At 68.5% G+C, this 17,685-nt stretch carries 19 protein-coding genes; 9 read left to right on the top strand and 10 right to left on the bottom strand.

The features are described 5' to 3' along the window. Positions 1-224: 224 nt before the first annotated feature. Together carA and ACK4I0_RS10235 are read left to right on the top strand one after the other, a co-directional pair. Positions 225-1,385, top strand: a complete 1,161-nt coding sequence (carA, locus tag ACK4I0_RS10240) for a glutamine-hydrolyzing carbamoyl-phosphate synthase small subunit (RefSeq protein ID WP_409610596.1) — start codon at positions 225-227, stop codon at positions 1,383-1,385. Next, positions 1,385-2,341: a hypothetical protein gene (locus ACK4I0_RS10235; RefSeq protein WP_409610594.1), complete on the top strand. Its 957-nt coding sequence runs from the start codon at positions 1,385-1,387 to the stop codon at positions 2,339-2,341. The genes carA and ACK4I0_RS10235 overlap by 1 nt, the downstream gene beginning before the upstream one ends. On the opposite strand, the gene ACK4I0_RS10230 is transcribed toward ACK4I0_RS10235, so the two are convergent. Then, entirely contained in the window at positions 2,338-2,604 is a 267-nt protein-coding gene (locus ACK4I0_RS10230; RefSeq protein WP_409610592.1) for a hypothetical protein, read from the bottom strand. The genes ACK4I0_RS10235 and ACK4I0_RS10230 overlap by 4 nt on opposite strands. A 234-nt stretch (positions 2,605-2,838) precedes the next feature. Here ACK4I0_RS10230 and dnaG point away from each other — a divergent pair, with 234 nt between their 5' ends. Both dnaG and rpoD read left to right on the top strand, forming a co-directional pair. Next, a complete protein-coding gene (gene dnaG / locus ACK4I0_RS10225; RefSeq protein ID WP_409610590.1) occupies positions 2,839-4,707 on the top strand; it encodes a DNA primase in 1,869 nt (622 codons plus the stop codon). Positions 4,708-4,776: 69 nt separating this feature from the next. Continuing rightward, complete coding sequence (gene rpoD, locus ACK4I0_RS10220) at positions 4,777-6,726, top strand: RNA polymerase sigma factor RpoD (RefSeq protein WP_409610588.1); 1,950 nt, start codon at positions 4,777-4,779, stop codon at positions 6,724-6,726. A 71-nt stretch (positions 6,727-6,797) separates the two neighbouring features. Here the strand turns inward: rpoD and ACK4I0_RS10215 are convergent, their stop codons facing one another. From ACK4I0_RS10215 to ACK4I0_RS10200, 4 genes are all read right to left on the bottom strand, one after another. Then, positions 6,798-7,145, bottom strand: a complete 348-nt coding sequence (locus ACK4I0_RS10215; protein ID WP_409610586.1) for a DUF1428 domain-containing protein — start codon at positions 7,143-7,145, stop codon at positions 6,798-6,800. Positions 7,146-7,299: 154 nt separating this feature from the next. Next, positions 7,300-7,797, bottom strand: a complete 498-nt coding sequence (locus ACK4I0_RS10210; RefSeq protein WP_409610584.1) for a VOC family protein — start codon at positions 7,795-7,797, stop codon at positions 7,300-7,302. Beyond that, entirely contained in the window at positions 7,794-8,261 is a 468-nt protein-coding gene (locus ACK4I0_RS10205) for an SRPBCC family protein (protein ID WP_409610582.1), read from the bottom strand. Before ACK4I0_RS10205 ends, ACK4I0_RS10210 begins: the two co-directional genes overlap by 4 nt. Positions 8,262-8,266: 5 nt before the next feature. After that, a complete protein-coding gene (locus ACK4I0_RS10200) occupies positions 8,267-8,707 on the bottom strand; it encodes a VOC family protein (RefSeq protein WP_409610580.1) in 441 nt (146 codons plus the stop codon). Positions 8,708-8,842: 135 nt separating this feature from the next. Between ACK4I0_RS10200 and ACK4I0_RS10195 the strand changes: the two genes are divergently transcribed. After that, positions 8,843-9,448 carry a winged helix-turn-helix transcriptional regulator gene (locus tag ACK4I0_RS10195; protein ID WP_409610578.1) on the top strand — a complete coding sequence of 202 codons (606 nt, stop codon included), beginning with the start codon at positions 8,843-8,845 and terminating at the stop codon, positions 9,446-9,448. Between the two features lie 2 nt (positions 9,449-9,450). Here the strand turns inward: ACK4I0_RS10195 and ACK4I0_RS10190 are convergent, their stop codons facing one another. Then, a complete protein-coding gene (locus ACK4I0_RS10190) occupies positions 9,451-9,660 on the bottom strand; it encodes a flagellar hook protein FlgE (protein ID WP_409610576.1) in 210 nt (69 codons plus the stop codon). 112 nt (positions 9,661-9,772) lie between these two features. On the opposite strand from ACK4I0_RS10190, the gene pgeF reads away from it, so the two are divergent. After that, positions 9,773-10,540 (top strand): peptidoglycan editing factor PgeF, encoded by a 768-nt coding sequence (pgeF, locus tag ACK4I0_RS10185; RefSeq protein ID WP_409610574.1) that lies wholly within the window; start codon positions 9,773-9,775, stop codon positions 10,538-10,540. Here pgeF and ACK4I0_RS10180 read toward each other — a convergent pair. After that, positions 10,537-11,103 (bottom strand): type 1 glutamine amidotransferase domain-containing protein, encoded by a 567-nt coding sequence (locus tag ACK4I0_RS10180; RefSeq protein WP_409610572.1) that lies wholly within the window; start codon positions 11,101-11,103, stop codon positions 10,537-10,539. The genes pgeF and ACK4I0_RS10180 overlap by 4 nt on opposite strands. Positions 11,104-11,209: 106 nt before the next feature. Between ACK4I0_RS10180 and ACK4I0_RS10175 the strand changes: the two genes are divergently transcribed. Together ACK4I0_RS10175 and ACK4I0_RS10170 are read left to right on the top strand one after the other, a co-directional pair. After that, positions 11,210-11,557: a hypothetical protein gene (locus ACK4I0_RS10175; RefSeq protein WP_409610570.1), complete on the top strand. Its 348-nt coding sequence runs from the start codon at positions 11,210-11,212 to the stop codon at positions 11,555-11,557. A 65-nt stretch (positions 11,558-11,622) separates the two neighbouring features. Continuing rightward, on the top strand, positions 11,623-12,471 hold the full coding sequence (locus tag ACK4I0_RS10170; RefSeq protein ID WP_409610568.1) for a neutral zinc metallopeptidase: 849 nt from the start codon (positions 11,623-11,625) through the stop codon (positions 12,469-12,471). Positions 12,472-12,491: 20 nt separating this feature from the next. On the opposite strand, the gene ACK4I0_RS10165 is transcribed toward ACK4I0_RS10170, so the two are convergent. Next, a complete protein-coding gene (locus ACK4I0_RS10165; protein WP_409610566.1) occupies positions 12,492-13,436 on the bottom strand; it encodes an aspartyl protease family protein in 945 nt (314 codons plus the stop codon). Between the two features lie 101 nt (positions 13,437-13,537). Here ACK4I0_RS10165 and thrC point away from each other — a divergent pair, with 101 nt between their 5' ends. Continuing rightward, positions 13,538-14,905, top strand: coding sequence for a threonine synthase (thrC, locus tag ACK4I0_RS10160; protein WP_409610564.1), 1,368 nt, complete (start codon positions 13,538-13,540; stop codon positions 14,903-14,905). Positions 14,906-14,911: 6 nt separating this feature from the next. Here the strand turns inward: thrC and thrB are convergent, their stop codons facing one another. Then, positions 14,912-15,853, bottom strand: coding sequence for a homoserine kinase (gene thrB / locus ACK4I0_RS10155; RefSeq protein WP_409610562.1), 942 nt, complete (start codon positions 15,851-15,853; stop codon positions 14,912-14,914). 1 nt (position 15,854) lies between these two features. Next, positions 15,855-17,600, bottom strand: a complete 1,746-nt coding sequence (locus ACK4I0_RS10150) for a homoserine dehydrogenase (protein WP_409610560.1) — start codon at positions 17,598-17,600, stop codon at positions 15,855-15,857. Positions 17,601-17,685 lie beyond the last annotated feature (85 nt).

The following is a 17,685-nucleotide window of genomic DNA, read 5'->3' as shown; positions in this document are numbered from 1 at the left end:
GCCGGGCTGGCGCGCGCTGGCCGTGGTCGGCCTGGTGTTCTCGGTCGGTGCGGTTGTGGCGGCGGCGCCCGGAAACGTCGTTCCGGCGATCGTTCTGTTCGCCGTGGCGTCGGTCGGGTGGATATGGGTTAGAAAGACTTCCGCCCGGCGCGTTGACCCCACCCCTCGCCCCCTATAGTCACGCCGCCGTTTGCTTGCCGGAATCCGGCGTCAAGGAGATCGTCATGACGCAGAAGCTTCTCCCTGGCGCGACGGGCGTGCTGGCCCTGGCCGACGGCACCATCTTTCAGGGCATAGGCTGCGGCGCCGTCGGATCGGCGCTCGGCGAGGTCGTCTTCAACACGGCGATGACCGGCTATCAGGAAATCCTGACCGACCCTTCGTACATGAGCCAGATCCTGGCCTTCACCTTCCCCCATGTCGGCAACGTCGGGGTCAATGTCGAAGACATCGAGCAGATGGGCGACGGCTCGGGCACGTCGGCGCGGGGCGCGATCTTCCGCGATGCGCCGACCGATCCGGCCAACTGGCGCTCGGGGGGCGATCTGGACGGCTGGATGAAGCGGCGCGGCGTCGTCGGTCTGGCCGGCGTGGACACCCGCGCCCTGACCCAGCGGATCCGCGACGCCGGCGCGCCGCACGCCGTCATCGCACACCATCCGAACGGCGCCTTCGACTTGGACGCCCTGGTCGCCGAGGCGCGCGCCTGGACCGGGCTGGTCGGCCTGGACCTGGCCAAGGACGCCTCGACCCTGCAGTCGTTCGACTGGAGCGAGGGCGTGTGGGACTGGCCCCAGGGCTATCCGCGCGTCGACGCCGCCGACAAGTCGGTTGTGGTCATCGACTACGGCGTGAAGCGCAACATCCTGCGCGCCATCGCCTCGACCGGCGCCAAGGTGACCGTGGTTCCGGCGACGACCTCGGCCGAGGATATCCTGGCGCGCAACCCTGACGGCGTGATCCTGTCCAACGGACCGGGCGATCCCGCCGCGACCGGCGCCTACGCCGTGCCCGAGATCAAGAAGCTGGTCGACAGCGGCAAGCCGATCATGGGCATCTGCCTGGGCCATCAGATGCTGGCCCTGGCTTTGGGCGCCAAGACGGTCAAGATGGATCAGGGCCACCATGGCGCCAACCATCCGGTCAAGGACCTGACCACCGGCAAGGTGGAGATCGTGTCCATGAACCACGGCTTCGCGGTCGATCGCGACAGCCTGCCCGATGCGGTCATGGAGACACACGTCAGCCTGTTCGACGGCACCAACTGCGGCATTGCCCTGAAAGACCGCCCCGTGTTCAGCGTGCAGCACCACCCCGAGGCCTCGCCGGGACCGACCGACAGCCTGTATCTGTTCAACCGCTTTTCGGACTTCATGAGGGCCTGATGGGATCGCCCGCCGCCAAGTCAGCGTATCTGGCCTGGCTGGCGCGGGCGCTGTCGAGGCGGCCGGTCCTTTCGGCTGCGGGCTCTGGCCAGGATGCTGTCATCGGCTACGCCACGGGCTATGACGCGGCCGACATCGCGGTCTTCGCCCGGTCGCTTCGCGCTGTGCACGACGGCCCGGTGCTGCTGGTGGTCGATGGTTCGCCCGCCCTCAACGCCTTCCTGGATGAGCACGGGATCGAGGCGGTGGCCGCGCCCGATTCAGATCGTTGGCGTCCGCATCCGGTGATGGGCCGCTTCGCCGCCTATGACCGGCTGCTGGCCGAACGGCCGGACATCCGAAATGTGCTGCTGACCGACGTGCGAGACGTGGTCTTTCAGGCGTCGCCGTTCTCGCCGGCTCCGAAGGGTCTGGAGGTCTTCAGCGAAGACGATACGCGTCCCCTGGCCCAGCACAGCTTCAACATGAAGCACATGCGCGCCCTTGTCGGCGACGAGATGGCCGCGATGCTGGCGGACAAGCCGTGCCTGTGCGTTGGGACTGTGCTGGGCCCGGCGGCGGCGGCCCGGCGGCTGTGTCGCTTCATCCTAACGCTGGGGGCCGTGCCGCGCTCAGAGGTCGGAGGGTGCTTCGGCGCGGATCAGGCCGCCTTCAACCTGGCCATACACCTTGGGCTGATCGAAGCCGAAGTTCACGGCAATCATGAGCGGGTCGCAACCGTGGGGCTGTCGGACGGCCAGGCCCTCGTGCCGACCGACCACGGGCTCCAGAACCCCGATGGCGGCTACAGCGCCATCGTGCATCAGTACGACCGCCATCCTCAGTTGGTCGAAGCGGTTCACTTGAGATGGGGCCGCGACATGGAGCGGCGCGAACGGCGCCGCCCGGTCAGCCTGGCCGCCAGGGGTCGCAAGCTGATGGACTCCGTCGCGCGGCGAACGCCCGAACTGCGCTAGGGCAGGGTCGCCAGCGGCGTCTGGCTGCGCAGTTCGCAGGCCTTGCGCACCGCGACGGGCGCCGCGGAAATCCAGTAGGCGGCGTCATCCAGGCGCTGGGACAGGCGCCGCTCCATGCCGCGGCGTCTGCGCGCTGCGGCATTGTCCAGCAGGCGCGCGTGCAGGGCGCGCGGGGTCAGTTCGGCAATGGCGGGAGAGCCTGGGACGGCGACGGCGTCGGGGCCTTTGGGCTCCACCGCCGGACGGGCGATGGTGATGAACATCTCTAATCTTTCGTTGGAACGGGCGGCGCTTCTGCGCCCGGCGGCTCATGGACAGTTAACCACAGGCCTTGTGGATAGTTCCGCTCGGTGACCGAAAAATGTCACCTTTAATCAGGGTGTTACTGCCTCGATCCGGTCATTATGGTTAAGACTATCTTAACGTCGCGGTGGAGGGTCGGGGGTGAATCGTCCCGCGCCCTCGCGTCACCGCTCAGCCCTCGCTAAGGATTGCAGGTGCGCTTCGACGATCGCTTCATTGAGGAACTGAAGGCCCGCCTTCGGCCGTCCGATGTCATCGGGCGGACGGTGAAGCTAAAGCGTCAGGGACGCGAGTACGTCGGGCTCAGCCCCTTCACCAAGGAGAAGTCGCCGTCGTTTTTCGTGAACGATGACAAGGGCTTCTTTCACGATTTTTCGTCGGGCAAGCATGGCGACGTTATCAGCTTTTTGCAGGAAACCGAGCGGCTGAGCTTCGTCGAAGCGGTTGAGCGGCTGGCCGCCGAGGCCGGCATGGCTCTGCCGGCTGAGGACCCGCGCGCCGCCGAACGCGAGCAGAAGCGGCAGGGCCTGACCGACTGGATGGACCTGGCCCAGAAGTGGTTCGCCGCCAACCTGCGCCGCACCACCGGCAAGGCGACGCGAGAGTATCTGGAGCGGCGCGGCCTGCCTGAGGATCAGTGGGAGCGGTTCGGCCTGGGATATGCGCCCAACGACCGCGAGGGCTTGAAGCAGGCATTCGTCCAGCGCGGCGCGCGGCCCGGCGATCTGGTCGAAGCAGGCCTACTGGTTGCGCCGGAAGGAGGCGGCCAGCCGTACGATCGGTTCCGCGACCGGCTCATGTTCCCGATCCTGGACGCGCGCGGACGCATCGTCAGCTTCGGCGGCCGGGCCATGAACCCCGACGATCGGGCCAAATATCTGAACGGTCCCGAGAGCCCCCTCTTTCACAAGGGCGCGACCCTTTACGGCCTGCCGGAGGCGCGGCGCATCCTGGGGGCGGAGGCCAAGGGCGAGCAGGGGATCGTCGTGGTCGAAGGCTATATGGACGTCATCGCCTGCCAGCGGGCGGGCCTGCCGGCCGTGGCGCCGATGGGCACGGCCCTGACCGAGGAGCAGATGGAGCGGCTGTGGCGCGTCTCGGCCGAGCCGGTGCTGTGCTTCGACGGCGATGCGGCGGGCCGACGCGCGGCGTATCGCGCGGTGGAACGCGCCCTGCCCCTGTTGAAATCGGGGCGGTCCTTCCGCTTCACCCTGCTGGAAGCCGGCCAGGACCCGGACGACATCCTGCGCGACAAGGGCGCGCCGGCGCTGCGGCAGGCCTTGTCGGACACACGACCCTTCGCCGAGGTCCTGTTCCGCCGCGAGGCCGAGGCCGAACCGCTGGACACGCCTGAGCGCAAGGCCGGGCTGAAGGGCCGTCTGCGCCAGGCGGCCAACGCCGTGCAGGACAAGGACCTGGCCGAGCAATACCGACGCGACCTGTTCGAACGTTTCGACGCCCTGTTTGCGCGGGCGACGCCGCAGCGCGCGCCCTGGACGCCGGGTCAGGGCGGCGGACGCGGCCGGTTCGGGCCGCCGCCGGTGCTGGGCCAGACGGCCGAGGGCGCCCAGGCCATGCAGTCCCTGTCGCGCGCGATCGAGCCGGTGCCCGCCGCCCTGGCGCACGGGGCCATCGACGACCCCGAGCGGATGGACGATCATCTGGAGGCCATCGCCGCGCACGGCTTCGGCGACCCGTCGCTGGACGGGCTGGCGCAGGAGCTTGTGCGGCTGCGCTTCTCGGGCCAGAGCCTTGACTCTGCGGCCCTGCGTCGCCATCTGGCGCAATCGGGTCATGATGTCTTGATGCGCGAGGTCGAGAAGGCGGCGGCGAAGTCCGGCGCGCCATTCCTGGCTGCAGACAAGCCCCTCGGCGAGACAAGGATCCGATGGTCGCAGGCGTTCGACGCGTTGATTCGTGTCGCCGCCCTGGAAGACGCTCTGTCTTCGGCGCGCAGCGTGCCGGGGCAGGACGAAGTATTCCGCCGGCTAAAGGCCGAGCGGGATGCCTTGCGTCGCGCGATCAAGACCGGAGAAATTTGGGAAGAAGGCGCAAGCTCGTAACCAACGACTTCGCCACACGTTTGTATTGGAGGCGGGCCTGATCAGCCCTCCACCTGGAGAAAAGACTGAATGAGCGCCCAGACCGAGACGCAGGAAACCGAAGCCGCGACTGACGGGCCCCTGCTCGATCTGACCGACGCCGGCGTCAAGAAATTCATCAAACAGGCCAAGACGCGCGGCTATGTGACGATGGAGGAGCTGAACAAGGTCCTCAGCAGCGAGGAAGTCAGCGGCGACGCCATCGAAGACACCTTGGCCATGCTATCCGAAATGGGCGTCAACGTCGTCCAGGACGAGGAAGAGGCCGCCGAGTCCCAGAGCACCGAAGTGGCCGCCGCCGCCGAGACCGCCGTGGCCGAAACCCCCGCCAAGGCCGCCTACGACCGCACCGACGACCCTGTGCGGATGTATTTGCGCGAAATGGGCTCGGTCGAGCTTCTGAGCCGCGAGGGCGAAATCGCCATCGCCAAGCGCATCGAGGCCGGCCGCGACGCCATGATCTCGGGCCTGTGCGAAAGCGCCCTGACGTTCGAGGCCATCATGGTCTGGCGCGAGGAACTCGAGAACAACCGCATTCTGCTGCGCGAGGTCATCGACCTGGACGCCACCTACGGCGTGCTGAACCCGGCCTCCCTGCCGCACAATCAGGATGCGGCGCAGAAGGAAAAGGAAGAAGCGGCCGCAGCCGCCGGCGAGACCGACGAACGCGGCCTTGAGGACGAAGACGACGAGGACGACTTCGACGACGGCGGCGGCATGTCGATCTCGGCGCTCGAGGCCGAGTTGCGGGACGGTGTGATGGAGGTCCTGAACGCCATCGCCGCCGATTTCGGGGGCTTCCGCAAGCTTCAGGACAAGCTGGTCGAGGCGCGCCTGAAGGGCGAGATACTGACCGCCAAGGATCAGAAGGCCTATGAGACCCTGACTGCGGCCATCAGTGATCGTCTGAAGACGATGAAGCTGAACAACAACCGCATCGAGGCGCTGGTCGAGCAGCTTTACGCCATCAACAAGCGTCTGATCGGTCTGGAAGGCCGTCTGCTGCGTCTGGCGGACAGCTATGGCATCTCGCGCCCCGAGTTTCTGAAGGCCTATTTCGGTTCCGAGCTGGATCCGAACTGGAGCGAACAGATCAAGGAACAGGGCGTGCGCTGGACCAAGTTCAGCGAAAACGAAGCCGCTCAGATCGCCGACATCCGCAGTAAGGTCGCGGCCGTCGCCACCGAGGCTGGCCTGCCGATCGACGACTATCGCCGCATCGTCCAGACCGTTCAGAAGGGCGAACGCGAGGCCCGTCAGGCCAAGAAGGAAATGGTCGAGGCCAACCTGCGCCTCGTGATCTCCATCGCCAAGAAATACACCAACCGCGGCCTGCAGTTCCTGGACCTGATCCAGGAGGGCAACATCGGCCTGATGAAGGCGGTCGACAAGTTCGAGTACCGCCGCGGCTACAAGTTCTCGACCTACGCCACCTGGTGGATCCGTCAGGCCATCACCCGCTCGATCGCTGACCAGGCGCGCACCATCCGCATTCCGGTGCATATGATCGAGACGATCAACAAGATCGTCCGAACCCAGCGCCAGATGCTGCACGAGATCGGCCGCGAAGCGACGCCGGAAGAGCTGGCCGAACGCCTGGCCATGCCGCTGGAGAAGGTCCGCAAGGTTCTCAAGATCGCCAAGGAGCCCATCTCGCTCGAAACCCCGATCGGCGACGAGGAAGACAGCCACCTCGGCGACTTCATCGAGGACAAGAATGCGATCCTGCCGATCGATGCGGCCATCCAGTCGAACCTGCGCGAAACCACGACCCGCGTGCTGGCGTCGCTGACGCCGCGCGAGGAGCGGGTGCTGCGCATGCGCTTCGGCATCGGCATGAACACCGACCACACCCTGGAAGAGGTCGGTCAGCAGTTCTCGGTGACCCGCGAACGCATCCGCCAGATCGAGGCCAAGGCGCTGCGCAAGCTGAAACACCCCAGCCGCAGCCGCAAGCTGCGCTCCTTCCTGGACAGCTGAGCTTTGGCGTCATGAAAACGAAAAGGGCGGCTCCGCGCGGAGCCGCCCTTTTTTGTTTTCACCGACCGGCTTCAGCTCTCGAAGATCGGCTGGAAGCCGCCCCACATCATGCGCTTGCCGTCGAACGGCATGTCCATGTCGGAGAAGTCGGGGTCGCTCTGCATCTTCTCCCAGCAGGCGTCGGCGGTGGCGCGGTCGGGCCATTTCAGCCAGGAGAAGACCACAGCCTCGCCTTCCTCGAGCTTCACGGCGAGGTCGAAACCGGTGACCTTTCCAGGCGGAATGTCCTCGCCCCAAGTCTCCACCTGCTCCAGGCAGCCGTACTTCTGAAATAGCGGCCAGGATTTCCGGGCCGACGCTATGTAACGATCCTTGTCGGCGGTCTTCACGGGTGTCAGGAAGCCGGTGATATAGGGCATCGATCTTGGTCTCCTTCATAGAGGCCCCATCGTTCGCGACTCGGTCGCTCACGGCTTGAGGGCCGACTTGCGTTAAGCCCCTGGGGGCTGGCGGATAAGAATACGCTCAATCTGGACCGGAGGCTTGGATGATCGCGACAGCCCGGCTGCGACCCTAAGAGGCCCCATCGGCGGCGGCTTCCAGGGCGGCGATGTCGATTTTCTTCATCGTCATCATGGCTTCGAAGGCGGCTTTGGCGCGGGCGGGATTCGGGTCGGCGTAGAAATCCAGCAGGCGGCGCGGCGTGATCTGCCAGTTGACGCCCCAGCGGTCCTTGCACCAGCCGCACTGACTTTCCTGACCGCCGTTGTCGACGATGGCCTTCCACAGGCGGTCGGTCTCGGCCTGGTCGTCGGTGACGACCATGAACGACACGGCCTCGGTCTGAGGAAACATCGGCCCGCCGTTCAGGCCGACGTAGCGGTGGCCCGCCAGGGTGAACTCCACCACCAGCTCCTCGCCCTTGACGGCCGAGGGATTGTCGGACGGCGCCTTCCAGGCGTCGCCCACGCGGCTGTCCGGCAGGCCCAGCGAGACGTAGAATTCGGCCGCCTGTCGGGCCTGACCCTTGTCGTACCAGATGCAGGGTATGATCTTGTCGCGCGCGGTCATGATGTCTGCTCCAGACGCAGGGCGACCTCGGCCAGCTGATCGGCCGCCTGGCCCCAGCCCTGTTCGAAGCCCATGTCGCGATGTGCGCTCACGGCCTTTTCGTCCCAGTGGCGTGCCCGCGCGGTGTAGCGCGTGCCGTCGCCCTCAGGCTCGAACGTGTCGAGGCGCACGAAGTTCATATCGCCGGGCTGCGGAATCCAGCCCTCCGTCAGGGCGCCGGTGGTGACCAGGCGGCGGCCGGGTTCGACCTCCAGCACCACGCCGCGATAGGCGTGCCGCTCGCCCTCGGGCGACTGCATCACCACATCGGCGCGGCCGCCGGGGCGCAGATCGTAGTCGACGCTGGGCGTGGTCCAGGGGCGGGGGGTGAACCACTCCGTCGCGTGCTCGACAAAGGCCTTCCAGACGGTTTCCGGCTTGGCGGCGATGAAGCGGCTGACGCTCAGCTCATGTGGCGTGCTCACGGCGATCACGCAGGCTGCGGTTCGGCGAAGGTTTCAGGGCCGGCAGCCGCGGCGGCTGGGTCCATCCACATGACCTCCCAAATATGGCCGTCCGGGTCGGCGAAGGAGCGGCCGTACATGAAGCCGTAGTCCTGGACCGGAGTGGGATCGATCGCCCCGCCTGCCTTGCCGGCCCGTTCGGCGACGCCGTCCACGGCCTGGCGGCTCTCCTCCGAGACGCAGATCAGCACTTGGGCGCTGTCGTGCGCATTGGGGATGGTGCGGTCGGTGAAGGTGCGCCACTTGTCGTGGGTCAGCAACATGGCGTGGATGGTGTCGGAGAAGACCATGCAGGCGGCGGTGTCGTCGGAGAACATCGGGTTCCTCGTCGCGCCGACCGCTTCGTAGAAGGCGATGGATCGCGACAGGTCGGCGACGGGCAGATTGACGAAGATCATCTTGGACATCGGCGTCTCCCTCATGGACGCTGGAGTTTCTGGGCCTATCAGTTATGATAGTCAACAATGAAGTTAGAAAAAGTAACTGCTAAGTCAGCCCGACGCTATCACGATGCGTGCGGAGCGGCGCATGGACTCGATCTGGTGGGGGAGCGCTGGGCCCTGCTCGTCATTCGCGAGCTGATGATGGGACCCCGCCGGTTCGGCGACCTGCGCGGCGATTTGTGCGGAGTGTCGGCCAATGTGCTGACGCAGCGGCTTGAGGGGCTGGAGGCGTCGGGCATTGTCCGTCGGCGCAAGCTGCCGCCGCCCGCCTCGGTCCAGGTCTATGAGCTGACTGACTGGGGCTACGAGATCGAACCGATCTTCATGGTCCTGGGCGGCTGGGCCGCGCGCTCGCCCAGACATGATCCGACCCTGCCGATCAGCGGGGTGTCGATGATGCTGTCGTTCAAGACCATGTTCGACGCCAGGCGGGCGGGGAAGTCCGAGATGACGCTCGGCTTCGTCATGGACGACGACCGGTTTATCGTGAAGATCAGGAGGGGCGCGCTCAAGGCGCGACGCGGCGAGATCGAGAACTGCGACGTGATCGTCCATGCCGTTCCGCCGAACGTCGCCGCCGCCGTCTATGGCAAGGTTCCGCCGTCGGTGCTGGAGGCGGCGGGCGAGATGCGGCTGGAGGGAGACGCCGCTGTGTTTGAACGCTTCATCGACTTCTTCCACCTGCCCGAAAAGGCCGTGGCCTGAAATCAGACCAGGACGTCCAGCAGCGTTCCGGCCATCTCGTCCGCCGTGCGCGCCACAGCGGCGTTGGCGGCGAAGTCGGTGCGCGCCTGGATGCGTTCGAACGTTTCCTCGGCAAGATTGTCGAGCGGGCGGGCGGCGGTGCGACGGGCGCTGGCGTCGAAGCGGGCCTGAGCGTCCAGCATTCCGGCCGCGGCGATGGGCAGGGCTTGCATGGCGTATCCTTCCAGAGCCGCCATTCTCGACAGCAGCGGTCAACGGCCGATGAAGCGAAAGGGTGAACGCTCGAGGTTGCCCGCAGCGCGTCGGGGGTGAGACAACGGCTTCATGCTGACCCCCATTGTGCACCCGCTGCTCGATCTGCCCGGCGTTCGCCACGGTTTCTTCACCCGGCAGGGGGGCGTCTCGACAGGGCTGTATGCGGGCCTGAACACGGGCGTCGGATCAAAGGACGATCCCATCGCCGTCGGCGAAAACCGCCGCCGCGTCGCCGGCTGGTTCGACGCGACGCCGGATGATCTGGCCGCCTGCTATCAGGTCCATTCCGCCCTGACGCGCGTGGCCGAGGGCCCCTGGCGCGGCGACCGGCCCGAGGGCGACGCCGTGGCGACCGCCGCGACGGGTGTCGTCTGTGCCGTCCTGACCGCCGACTGCGCGCCGGTGCTGATGGCCGACGCCGAGGCGGGCGTGGTCGCGGCGGTTCACGCTGGATGGAAAGGCGCGCTGGGCGGCGTGGTGCACTCGGCCGTTCAGGCCATGACCGCGCTGGGCGCTAAGCCGGACCGCATCTCGGCCGTCGTAGGCCCCTGTATCGGCCCGGACGCCTATGAGGTCGGCCATGACTTCCGCGAGCGGTTCGAGCATCACGACGCCGGGGCCGGCCGCTTCTTCCGCCCTAGCGAAAAGCCCGGCAAGGCCCTGTTCGACCTGCCGGGCTTCGTGTTGTGGCGTCTCGATCAGGCCGGGGTCGGCCGGACCGCCTGGACCGGCGACGACACCCTGGCCAACGAGGCCCGCTTCTATTCCAATCGCCGCGCCACGCTGCGCCGTGAGCCGGACTTCGGACGCATGATGTCGGCCATCCGCCTGGGCTAGGCCGCCTGCTGGCCGTCGTGGCGGCCTTCGGCGAACTCCTCGATCATCTTGGCGTTGAAGGCGGGGATGTCGTCGGGGCAGCGGCTGGTGACCAGGCCCTCGTCCACGACCACCTCTTCATTGACGACATTGGCGCCGGCGTTCTTCAGGTCGGTGCGGATGGATTCAAAGGCGGTCAGGGTCCGGCCCTCGACCACGCCCGCCTCGATCAGCAGCCACGGCGCATGGCAGATGGCGGCCACCGGCTTGCCCGCCTCGAAGAAGGCGCGCGTGAAGGCCACGGCGTCCTCGTCGGCGCGCAGCTGGTCTGGATTGGCGACGCCGCCGGGCAGCAGCAGGGCGGCGTAATCGCCGGCGTTCACGTCCGCCACCGCCTTGTCGGCCTTGACCTTGCGGCCGGGCGTCAGGTGATCGAAGCCCTGAAACTCGCCCGTCTTGAGCGAGATGATCTCGACCGTGGCGCCGGCCTGTTTCAGCGCTTCAACAGGCTTGTCGAGTTCGACCAGTTCCACGCCGTCGGTGGCGAGGACGGCGACGGTCTTGCCGGAAAGGGATTGGGCCATGAGAGAGCCTCCAAAATGTTGCGGGGAAGAGGATCAGTAACCACCGGCCGCCACATGGGTTGCGGCCACGCTTGGGCGGCGGGGCCTCTGCACCCATCTTGGATTCATGCACGCACTCGTCCTGACCTTGATGCTCGCTGGCCAGGTCCAGCCCTGGGGCGTCGCCCCGTCGCCTGCCCTCGCGGCCGAGCAGCATCGGCTGGCGATCGAGCAGCAGCGGCTGCAGGCCGATCAGCGCGAGCTCTTGGCTCGGCAGCTGGATCTGAACACGCGCCTGACCCTGCGCGACATCGAAGCGGCCCGTCAGCCCGCCATAGCCCCGGTGTCGCCGCGCCCGCTGGGCTCGCCCGAAGCGGAACGTCTGGCGCGCGAGGCTCAGACCCGCCGCACCGACGCGGTCAGGAACGGCGTGGGGCAGATCGATACCTGGCTGGATCGCACGCGGCCGGACTGACGCATCTCTTCCGCCTCGACCGCGTTCCGGCCTAGCTTGGAGCGAAATTCGGGAAGGACGCGGACATGCGGTGGCAGGGCGGACGGCGCGGCGGGGGCATCGAGGACCGGCGCGGCATGGGCGGCGGCGCGGTCGCGGGCGGCGGGATCGGCGTCGCGATCCTGGGGCTGATCGGCTATTTCGTCTTCGGCATCGACCCCTCCACGACCCAGCAGGTCGCCAGCCAGCTGGGCGGCGTGGGCGCTCAGGAACAGGGCGTCGTAGGCTCTCCCGAGGACGAGGCCGGGCGCTTCGTCGATGTCATCGGCACCAATGTGGACGACGTCTGGCGCACCAGGCTGGACGGCTATCAGCCGCCGAACGTGGTGCTGTACGAGCAGGGGACAGGAACCGGCTGCGGCTTCGGCCAGGCGGCGATGGGGCCGTTCTATTGCCCGACGGACCGCACCGTCTATCTGGACCTCAGCTTCTGGCAGGAGATGGAAAGCAAGCTCGGGGCGTCCGGCGCCGACTTCGCCCGCGCCTATGTCATCGCCCACGAATACGGCCACCACGTCCAGACGCTGACCGGCGCCTCGCAACAGGTCCGCGAGGCCCAGCAGCGTGCGGCGGGTCAGGCCGAGGCCAACCGCTATTCCGTCGCGCTGGAGCTGCAGGCCGACTGCTACGCCGGCGTCTGGGCGCGCAACGCCGCGGCGGTGTCAAGCGGCGCGGTGGCGCTGGAGCCGGGCGATCTGGAAGAAGGCCTGCGCACCGCCCAGGCCATCGGCGACGATACGCTGCAACGCCGGTCGGGCGGGCGGGTCGTGCCCGAAGGCTTCACCCACGGATCTTCGGCTCAGCGGATGGAGTGGCTGCAGCGCGGCTATCAGACCGGCGACCCGGCGACCTGCGACACCTTCGCCAGCCTTTAGGCGCCAGCCTGTAGCCGCCTCTAGCTGATCGTCAGATCCAGCGGCCGCGACGCGAACAGCCGCGCCCCGCCGACATCCAGCGTCAGCCGTTGTCCGGCGAAGGCCTCTATGCCCAGCAGGGCGGCGGGAAAGCCGGGCAGGGGTACGTCGGCGTAAATGGTGGTCGCCTGGTTTCTGAACAGGGTGTCGCCCACCGTGACGGTGCGCGCCTGCACCACCTCGGCCCCGACCACGCCGCCCAGCACGATTGACTGGCTCTGTCGCGATGGCCGACCGTCCAGCAGACCGGCGGCCGTGGCGGACTCGCGGCTCAGCGCCAGCAGGGCCGAGGCGCCGGTGTCGACCACCGCCGGGATCACCGCCCCCTCGACCGTCACGTCCAGCATCAGCATCCGCCCGCTGCGCCGCACCGGCAGCGACGCCAGGGCCGGGTCCAGCGCATGATCCTCGCGCCGGGTCAGGGCCAGCCGCCGCTCGGCCACATCCAGATCGAGCACCGCCGCGCCCAGCACGTCCTGTCCCAGGATCAGCGGCGCGCCCAGACCTTGCGGCGAGGCCAGCGGCCCCAGGTCCAGAATGGCGGCGCGCAGGCCCGACAGGGTCATGTCGCCGATTGTCACCTCCAGCGTCACCCCCCGGCCCACCTGCGGCTCGCCGCTGACGCCATAGGCCACCATCGGCATGTCGACGCCGCCGTCGATGCCCAGTTCGGCGACCAGGGCGCGGTCGATGACGGAATACTGGGCGCCGCTGTCGATCAGGGCGGTGACCTCGCGCCCCATCAGGCTGACCGTCGCCGTGGGAACGCCGGCGCGCGGCTGGGCCCACGGCAGCTCGCCCGAGGTCCCGCCGGCCGCAAAGGCGATCTGCGGCCCACGCCACAGGACATTGTCGCGCGCCCACCAGGCGGCGCCGCCCAGGCCGGCCAGGGCCACAGCGCGGATCAGGAAGGAGCGACGCTTCATCGTTTTACAGATGGGGCGCCGCGCCTTCGGAAGCCAGCGGCGCCGCGAATGCGAAGGCGGGGGATGACGCTGCGCCGCAGGCCCGATAGCAATGACGGGTCATGCAGAGCGCGCGCTACATCTCGACCCGAGGCGGGTCGCCCGAGACCGATTTCGCCCAGGCCTTGCTGCGCGGCATGGCCCCGGACGGCGGCCTGTACATGCCCCTCGAATGGCCCGCCCTGCCAGCCGGCGGGACCGACTACGCCGAGATCGCGCGCGCGGTCATGACGCCCTTCATCGGCGACGCCCTGCCCCCCGGCGCGCTGGACCGCGCGGTGGATCGGCTGGTCGCCGGCTTCGACCATCCCGACGTGACGCCCCTGGTCGAGATTGAACCCGGTCTACATCTGCTGGAGCTGTTCCACGGTCCGACGGCGGCGTTCAAGGACCTGGCCATGCAGCTGGCCGCCAGCCTGGCGGACGAGGCGCTGAGGGCGTCGGGGGAAACCCTGACGCTCGTGGTGGCGACGAGCGGGGACACCGGCGCGGCGGCCGTGCGCGCCTTTGCGGGCGCCGAACGCATCCGCCTGGTCGTGCTGCACCCCCTGGATCGCGTCTCGCCGGTGCAGCGTCGGCAGATGACCACCTGCCAGGCCGACAATGTGCTGAACCTGTCGATCCGAGGCGACTTCGACGACTGCCAGCGACTGGTGAAGCAGTTGCTCGCGGATGAGGGACTGCGCGCGCGGGGCCGGCTCAGCTCGGTCAATTCGATCAACTGGGCGCGGTTGGCGGGGCAGATCCCCTATTATGTCGCGGCGGCGCGGCGGCTGGACGCGCCCGCGACCTTCGTCGTGCCCACCGGCAATCTGGGCGACGCCTTCGCCGGAATAGCGGCGCGCGCCATGGGCCTGCCGATGGCGGGCCTGGTCGCGGCGGTGAATGCCAATGACGCACTGGCCCGCGCCATCAACGACGGCGTCTACGCCCGCCGCCCGGCGGTGGAGACCACAAGCGTCAGCATGGACGTGCAGGCGCCCTCCAACTTCGAACGACTGGTGTTCGAAGCCTCGGGCCGCGACGCCGATGCGACGCGCGACCTGTTCGAGACTTTCGCCCGCGACGGCCAAGCCTGCCTGGACGATGAGCTGCGTCAGGCGGTTCAGATCCAGATCGCCGCCGTGTCCGTCGACGAGGCCGCCACCCACGACAGCATCGCGCGCGCCTGGACGCGCTGGGGCCGGGTCGTCTGCCCTCACACCGCCGTGGGGCTGGAGGCGGCCCGGCGCCTGGCACCCCAGGGGCCGGTCGTAGTCCTGTCCACCGCCCACGCTTCGAAATTCCCCGACGCCGTGGGCGCCGCCGTCGGCTTCGACCCCGAGCCGGCGCCGGTCGTGGCGGCCCTGGCCGACCGCGCCGAGCGCCTGACGGTCATCGACGCGGACCTGGATCAGGCTCGCGAAGCCGTACAGGCGCTCAGCCGATAAGTCAGGTTATCGTGACTTTTCTTTCCAGTAATCAAGGCGCCTCAGGAAGACACCCGGATCCTTGGGCGTGACCAGCTTGGCCGGGTCGTGGAACACCTGGTCATGCAGACGGGTCAGCGTAAATCGTAGCGCCGCCGCCCGGCCGAGGCACGGCAAGGCCGCGCGCTCCAGCGGCGTCAGACGCCTCACGCTCTCGTAGCCATCCTGAAAGGCGCCCAGCGCATCGGGACGCGCCCGCCCGTCCGCGTCGAAGCCCCAGGCGCTGAGGGCGATCGCCAGGTCGTAGGTCCAGGGCGCGGTGCAGGCGAAGTAGAAGTCGATTACGCCCGACGGGGCGCCGTGGTCGAACAGCAGATTGTCGGGGAAATAATCGGCGTGGATGGCCCCGCCCGGCAGGCCTTCGTCGAACGGATCGCCCAGCGCCACCCATTCGGCCTCGACGCGATCCAGCAGCCGCGCCGCCTCGCCCGAGGCTGCCTCGGCTATGCGGTCGGCAAGGCCGCGCCACGCGAGCGGACCCACCGGATTGCCACGCTGTCCGGGATAGTCGGCCGCCGCCAGATGAATCCGCGCCAAAAGCGCGCCCGCTTGTTTCAGGGCGGAGGCGTCAGGGTCTCTGAGCCAGGCGCCTGAGCGCCATTCAACGATGGCGGCCGGACGCGCGTTGAGGCGTCCGATCCAACCGCCACTCCGATCCGCCATGGGCCGCGCGGCCGGCAGGCCAGCGGCGGCGAGATGGTCCGTCAGCCCCAGGCAGAACGGCAGGGCTGAGGCCTCGGCACGGCCTTCGAACAGGGTCAGGACAAACAGGCCCCGGTCGGTCTCCAGGCGATAGTTGGTGTTCTCCACCCCCTCGGCGATGGGCGTCAGGGCGACCAGGCCGCCCAGGTCATAGCCGTCCAGAAAGCCGGCCGCCTCGCCATCGGAAACGGGGGTGAAGACGGCCAATCTAGATCGCCAGGGTTTCAGCGCGGCGGGCGCGCACGATGTCCTTGAGATCGGCCATCAGACTCTCGGTCGTGGCCCAGCGTCCCGCGCCGCGGCCCTTGCAGGTCCAGACCCGCCCATCCTCGCCATAGACCTTCAAGGCGTTGCCCTCTCCCGACAGGGACTGAAACAGCGCGTCTGAGCAGTCGGCGTCAAGAGCCACCGAGGCGTTGAGCGCGCCGTCGGGGCCGCGGCGGCAGGCGCCGATCTGACGCGCGCCGACCGCCGGATTGGCGGCCGAGAGCACGTCGCGCGGCACCGCATCGGCCTCGGGCGACACGCCAAAGGCCTCGAACGCCAGCAGGCGCACCTTGGCGGCGGCGTCATGGCCCTCCAGATCCGAGGACGGATCCTCCTCTGCGAAGCCGGCGGCGCGCGCGTCGGCCAGGGCCTCCTCGAAGGCGGCTCCCTGGCCCAGGCGTTCGAGCATGAAGTTGACCGTGCCGTTCAGCACCGCCTCGAAGCCGGCCACCGGACCCGCCGCGCGTGCGGCGCGCAGGGTCTCGATCATCGGCGACCCGCCGCCGACCGAGGCCGACCAGGCCAGCCGCAGGCCTCTCGCCTCAGCCAAGGCGAGCAGCCCGCCGGGGTCGCGGCTGACCGCCTGTTTGTTGGCGCTGGCCACGTCGCAGCCGGCGTCCAGCGCGCGTCGGACAAGGTCATAGCCGGCCTCGCCCTCGGACAGGGTCTCCAGAACAATGTCAGGTTTGCGTGACAAAAACGCATCTGCGTCTGAGGTGAAGAGGGCGGCCGGCACAGGTACGTCGCGCGGCTTGGCGGGATCGCGGACCAGCACGCCCACCACCTCATAGCGTGGGTCGTCCAGCAAGCGGCTCAGGACGCCGCCGCCGACCACGCCGCACCCGGCGACGGCCACGCGGATGGGCGCCGGCGGAGACGACGGGCCGGGAGGCGCGGAGCGGTCGCCGATGACCGTGCCGTCGTCGCGGTCGAGCGCGCCGACCTCGATTTCCACCCCGCGCTGCCGGCCCAGGTCGATGGCGTCGCGCTGGACCAGCGAGCCGCCGAGGCGGCGCGCCTCATCCCATGACGCACGCCGATAGCGCAGCGCGCCGCCCGAGGCGTCGTTGGGGTCGTGGTCGTACAGGCCGTCGACATCCTTGATCAGGCGCGCCCGATCCAGCCCCAGCTCGGCGGCCAGGAAGACGGCCGTCAGGTCGGACCCGCCACGCCCGAGAAGCGCCAGACGCCCGTCCGCGCGCACCGCGCCGAAGCCCGGCGCGATCACCACCTGGCGCCGCGCCAGGGCGCGTTTCAGGCCCTCACCCTTCAAGGCCACGGGATGCGCGTGTTCGGCCGCGCCCTGCGCCTCGACGCCCAGTTCGCGCACCGACAGGGCTTCGGCGTCCAGGCCGATGCGGTCGCAGGCGATGGCCACCAGTGCGGCCGCCTTCTCCTCGCCCAGCGCGACATAGGCCGGCAGAAGCTCGTTCTCGTGCGCCAGACCCAGGCCGCGGGCATCCGTCAGCAGCCGGTCGGTCTGGCCGGCGAAGGCCGACACCACGGCCACGACCCGTCGGCCCTGGCGCACATGGGCGTAGATGGCCGAGGCCACGGCGGGACAGTCCTGCGGTCCACGCAGGATCGAAGAGCCGAACTTGAGCACGACCACCTCGCCGGCCGGGGCGGAAGCGAGAGCGTCAAGCGGCGGGACGTCTTGGACAAGGGCGAGGCTGGAGGCGGGCATGGCGGAATCCTTGGGGAGCGATTTCGGGAGGGGCGGCGGAAAAAGAAAACCCCCGTCCGGGGGTCCGGGCGGGGGTCTGGGTTGT

Origin of the sequence: Brevundimonas sp., assembly GCF_046295775.1 — a bacterium.
GTDB lineage: Bacteria > Pseudomonadota > Alphaproteobacteria > Caulobacterales > Caulobacteraceae > Brevundimonas.
Note: the sequence above shows the minus strand (reverse complement) of the source record. Positions and strands in the feature narration are given on the sequence as shown.

Excerpts from the sequence above, each read along its gene's own strand:
- carA (WP_409610596.1), top strand. The coding sequence starts at position 225 with ATGACGCAGAAGCTTCTCCCTGGCGCGACGGGCGTGCTGGCCCTGGCC.
- ACK4I0_RS10235 (WP_409610594.1), top strand. The coding sequence starts at position 1,385 with ATGGGATCGCCCGCCGCCAAGTCAGCGTATCTGGCCTGGCTGGCGCGG.
- ACK4I0_RS10230 (WP_409610592.1), bottom strand. The coding sequence starts at position 2,604 with ATGTTCATCACCATCGCCCGTCCGGCGGTGGAGCCCAAAGGCCCCGAC.
- rpoD (WP_409610588.1), top strand. The coding sequence starts at position 4,777 with ATGAGCGCCCAGACCGAGACGCAGGAAACCGAAGCCGCGACTGACGGG.
- ACK4I0_RS10215 (WP_409610586.1), bottom strand. The coding sequence starts at position 7,145 with ATGCCCTATATCACCGGCTTCCTGACACCCGTGAAGACCGCCGACAAG.
- ACK4I0_RS10210 (WP_409610584.1), bottom strand. The coding sequence starts at position 7,797 with ATGACCGCGCGCGACAAGATCATACCCTGCATCTGGTACGACAAGGGT.
- ACK4I0_RS10200 (WP_409610580.1), bottom strand. The coding sequence starts at position 8,707 with ATGTCCAAGATGATCTTCGTCAATCTGCCCGTCGCCGACCTGTCGCGA.
- ACK4I0_RS10190 (WP_409610576.1), bottom strand. The coding sequence starts at position 9,660 with ATGCAAGCCCTGCCCATCGCCGCGGCCGGAATGCTGGACGCTCAGGCC.
- pgeF (WP_409610574.1), top strand. The coding sequence starts at position 9,773 with ATGCTGACCCCCATTGTGCACCCGCTGCTCGATCTGCCCGGCGTTCGC.
- ACK4I0_RS10180 (WP_409610572.1), bottom strand. The coding sequence starts at position 11,103 with ATGGCCCAATCCCTTTCCGGCAAGACCGTCGCCGTCCTCGCCACCGAC.
- ACK4I0_RS10175 (WP_409610570.1), top strand. The coding sequence starts at position 11,210 with ATGCACGCACTCGTCCTGACCTTGATGCTCGCTGGCCAGGTCCAGCCC.
- ACK4I0_RS10170 (WP_409610568.1), top strand. The coding sequence starts at position 11,623 with ATGCGGTGGCAGGGCGGACGGCGCGGCGGGGGCATCGAGGACCGGCGC.
- ACK4I0_RS10165 (WP_409610566.1), bottom strand. The coding sequence starts at position 13,436 with ATGAAGCGTCGCTCCTTCCTGATCCGCGCTGTGGCCCTGGCCGGCCTG.
- thrC (WP_409610564.1), top strand. The coding sequence starts at position 13,538 with ATGCAGAGCGCGCGCTACATCTCGACCCGAGGCGGGTCGCCCGAGACC.
- ACK4I0_RS10150 (WP_409610560.1), bottom strand. The coding sequence starts at position 17,600 with ATGCCCGCCTCCAGCCTCGCCCTTGTCCAAGACGTCCCGCCGCTTGAC.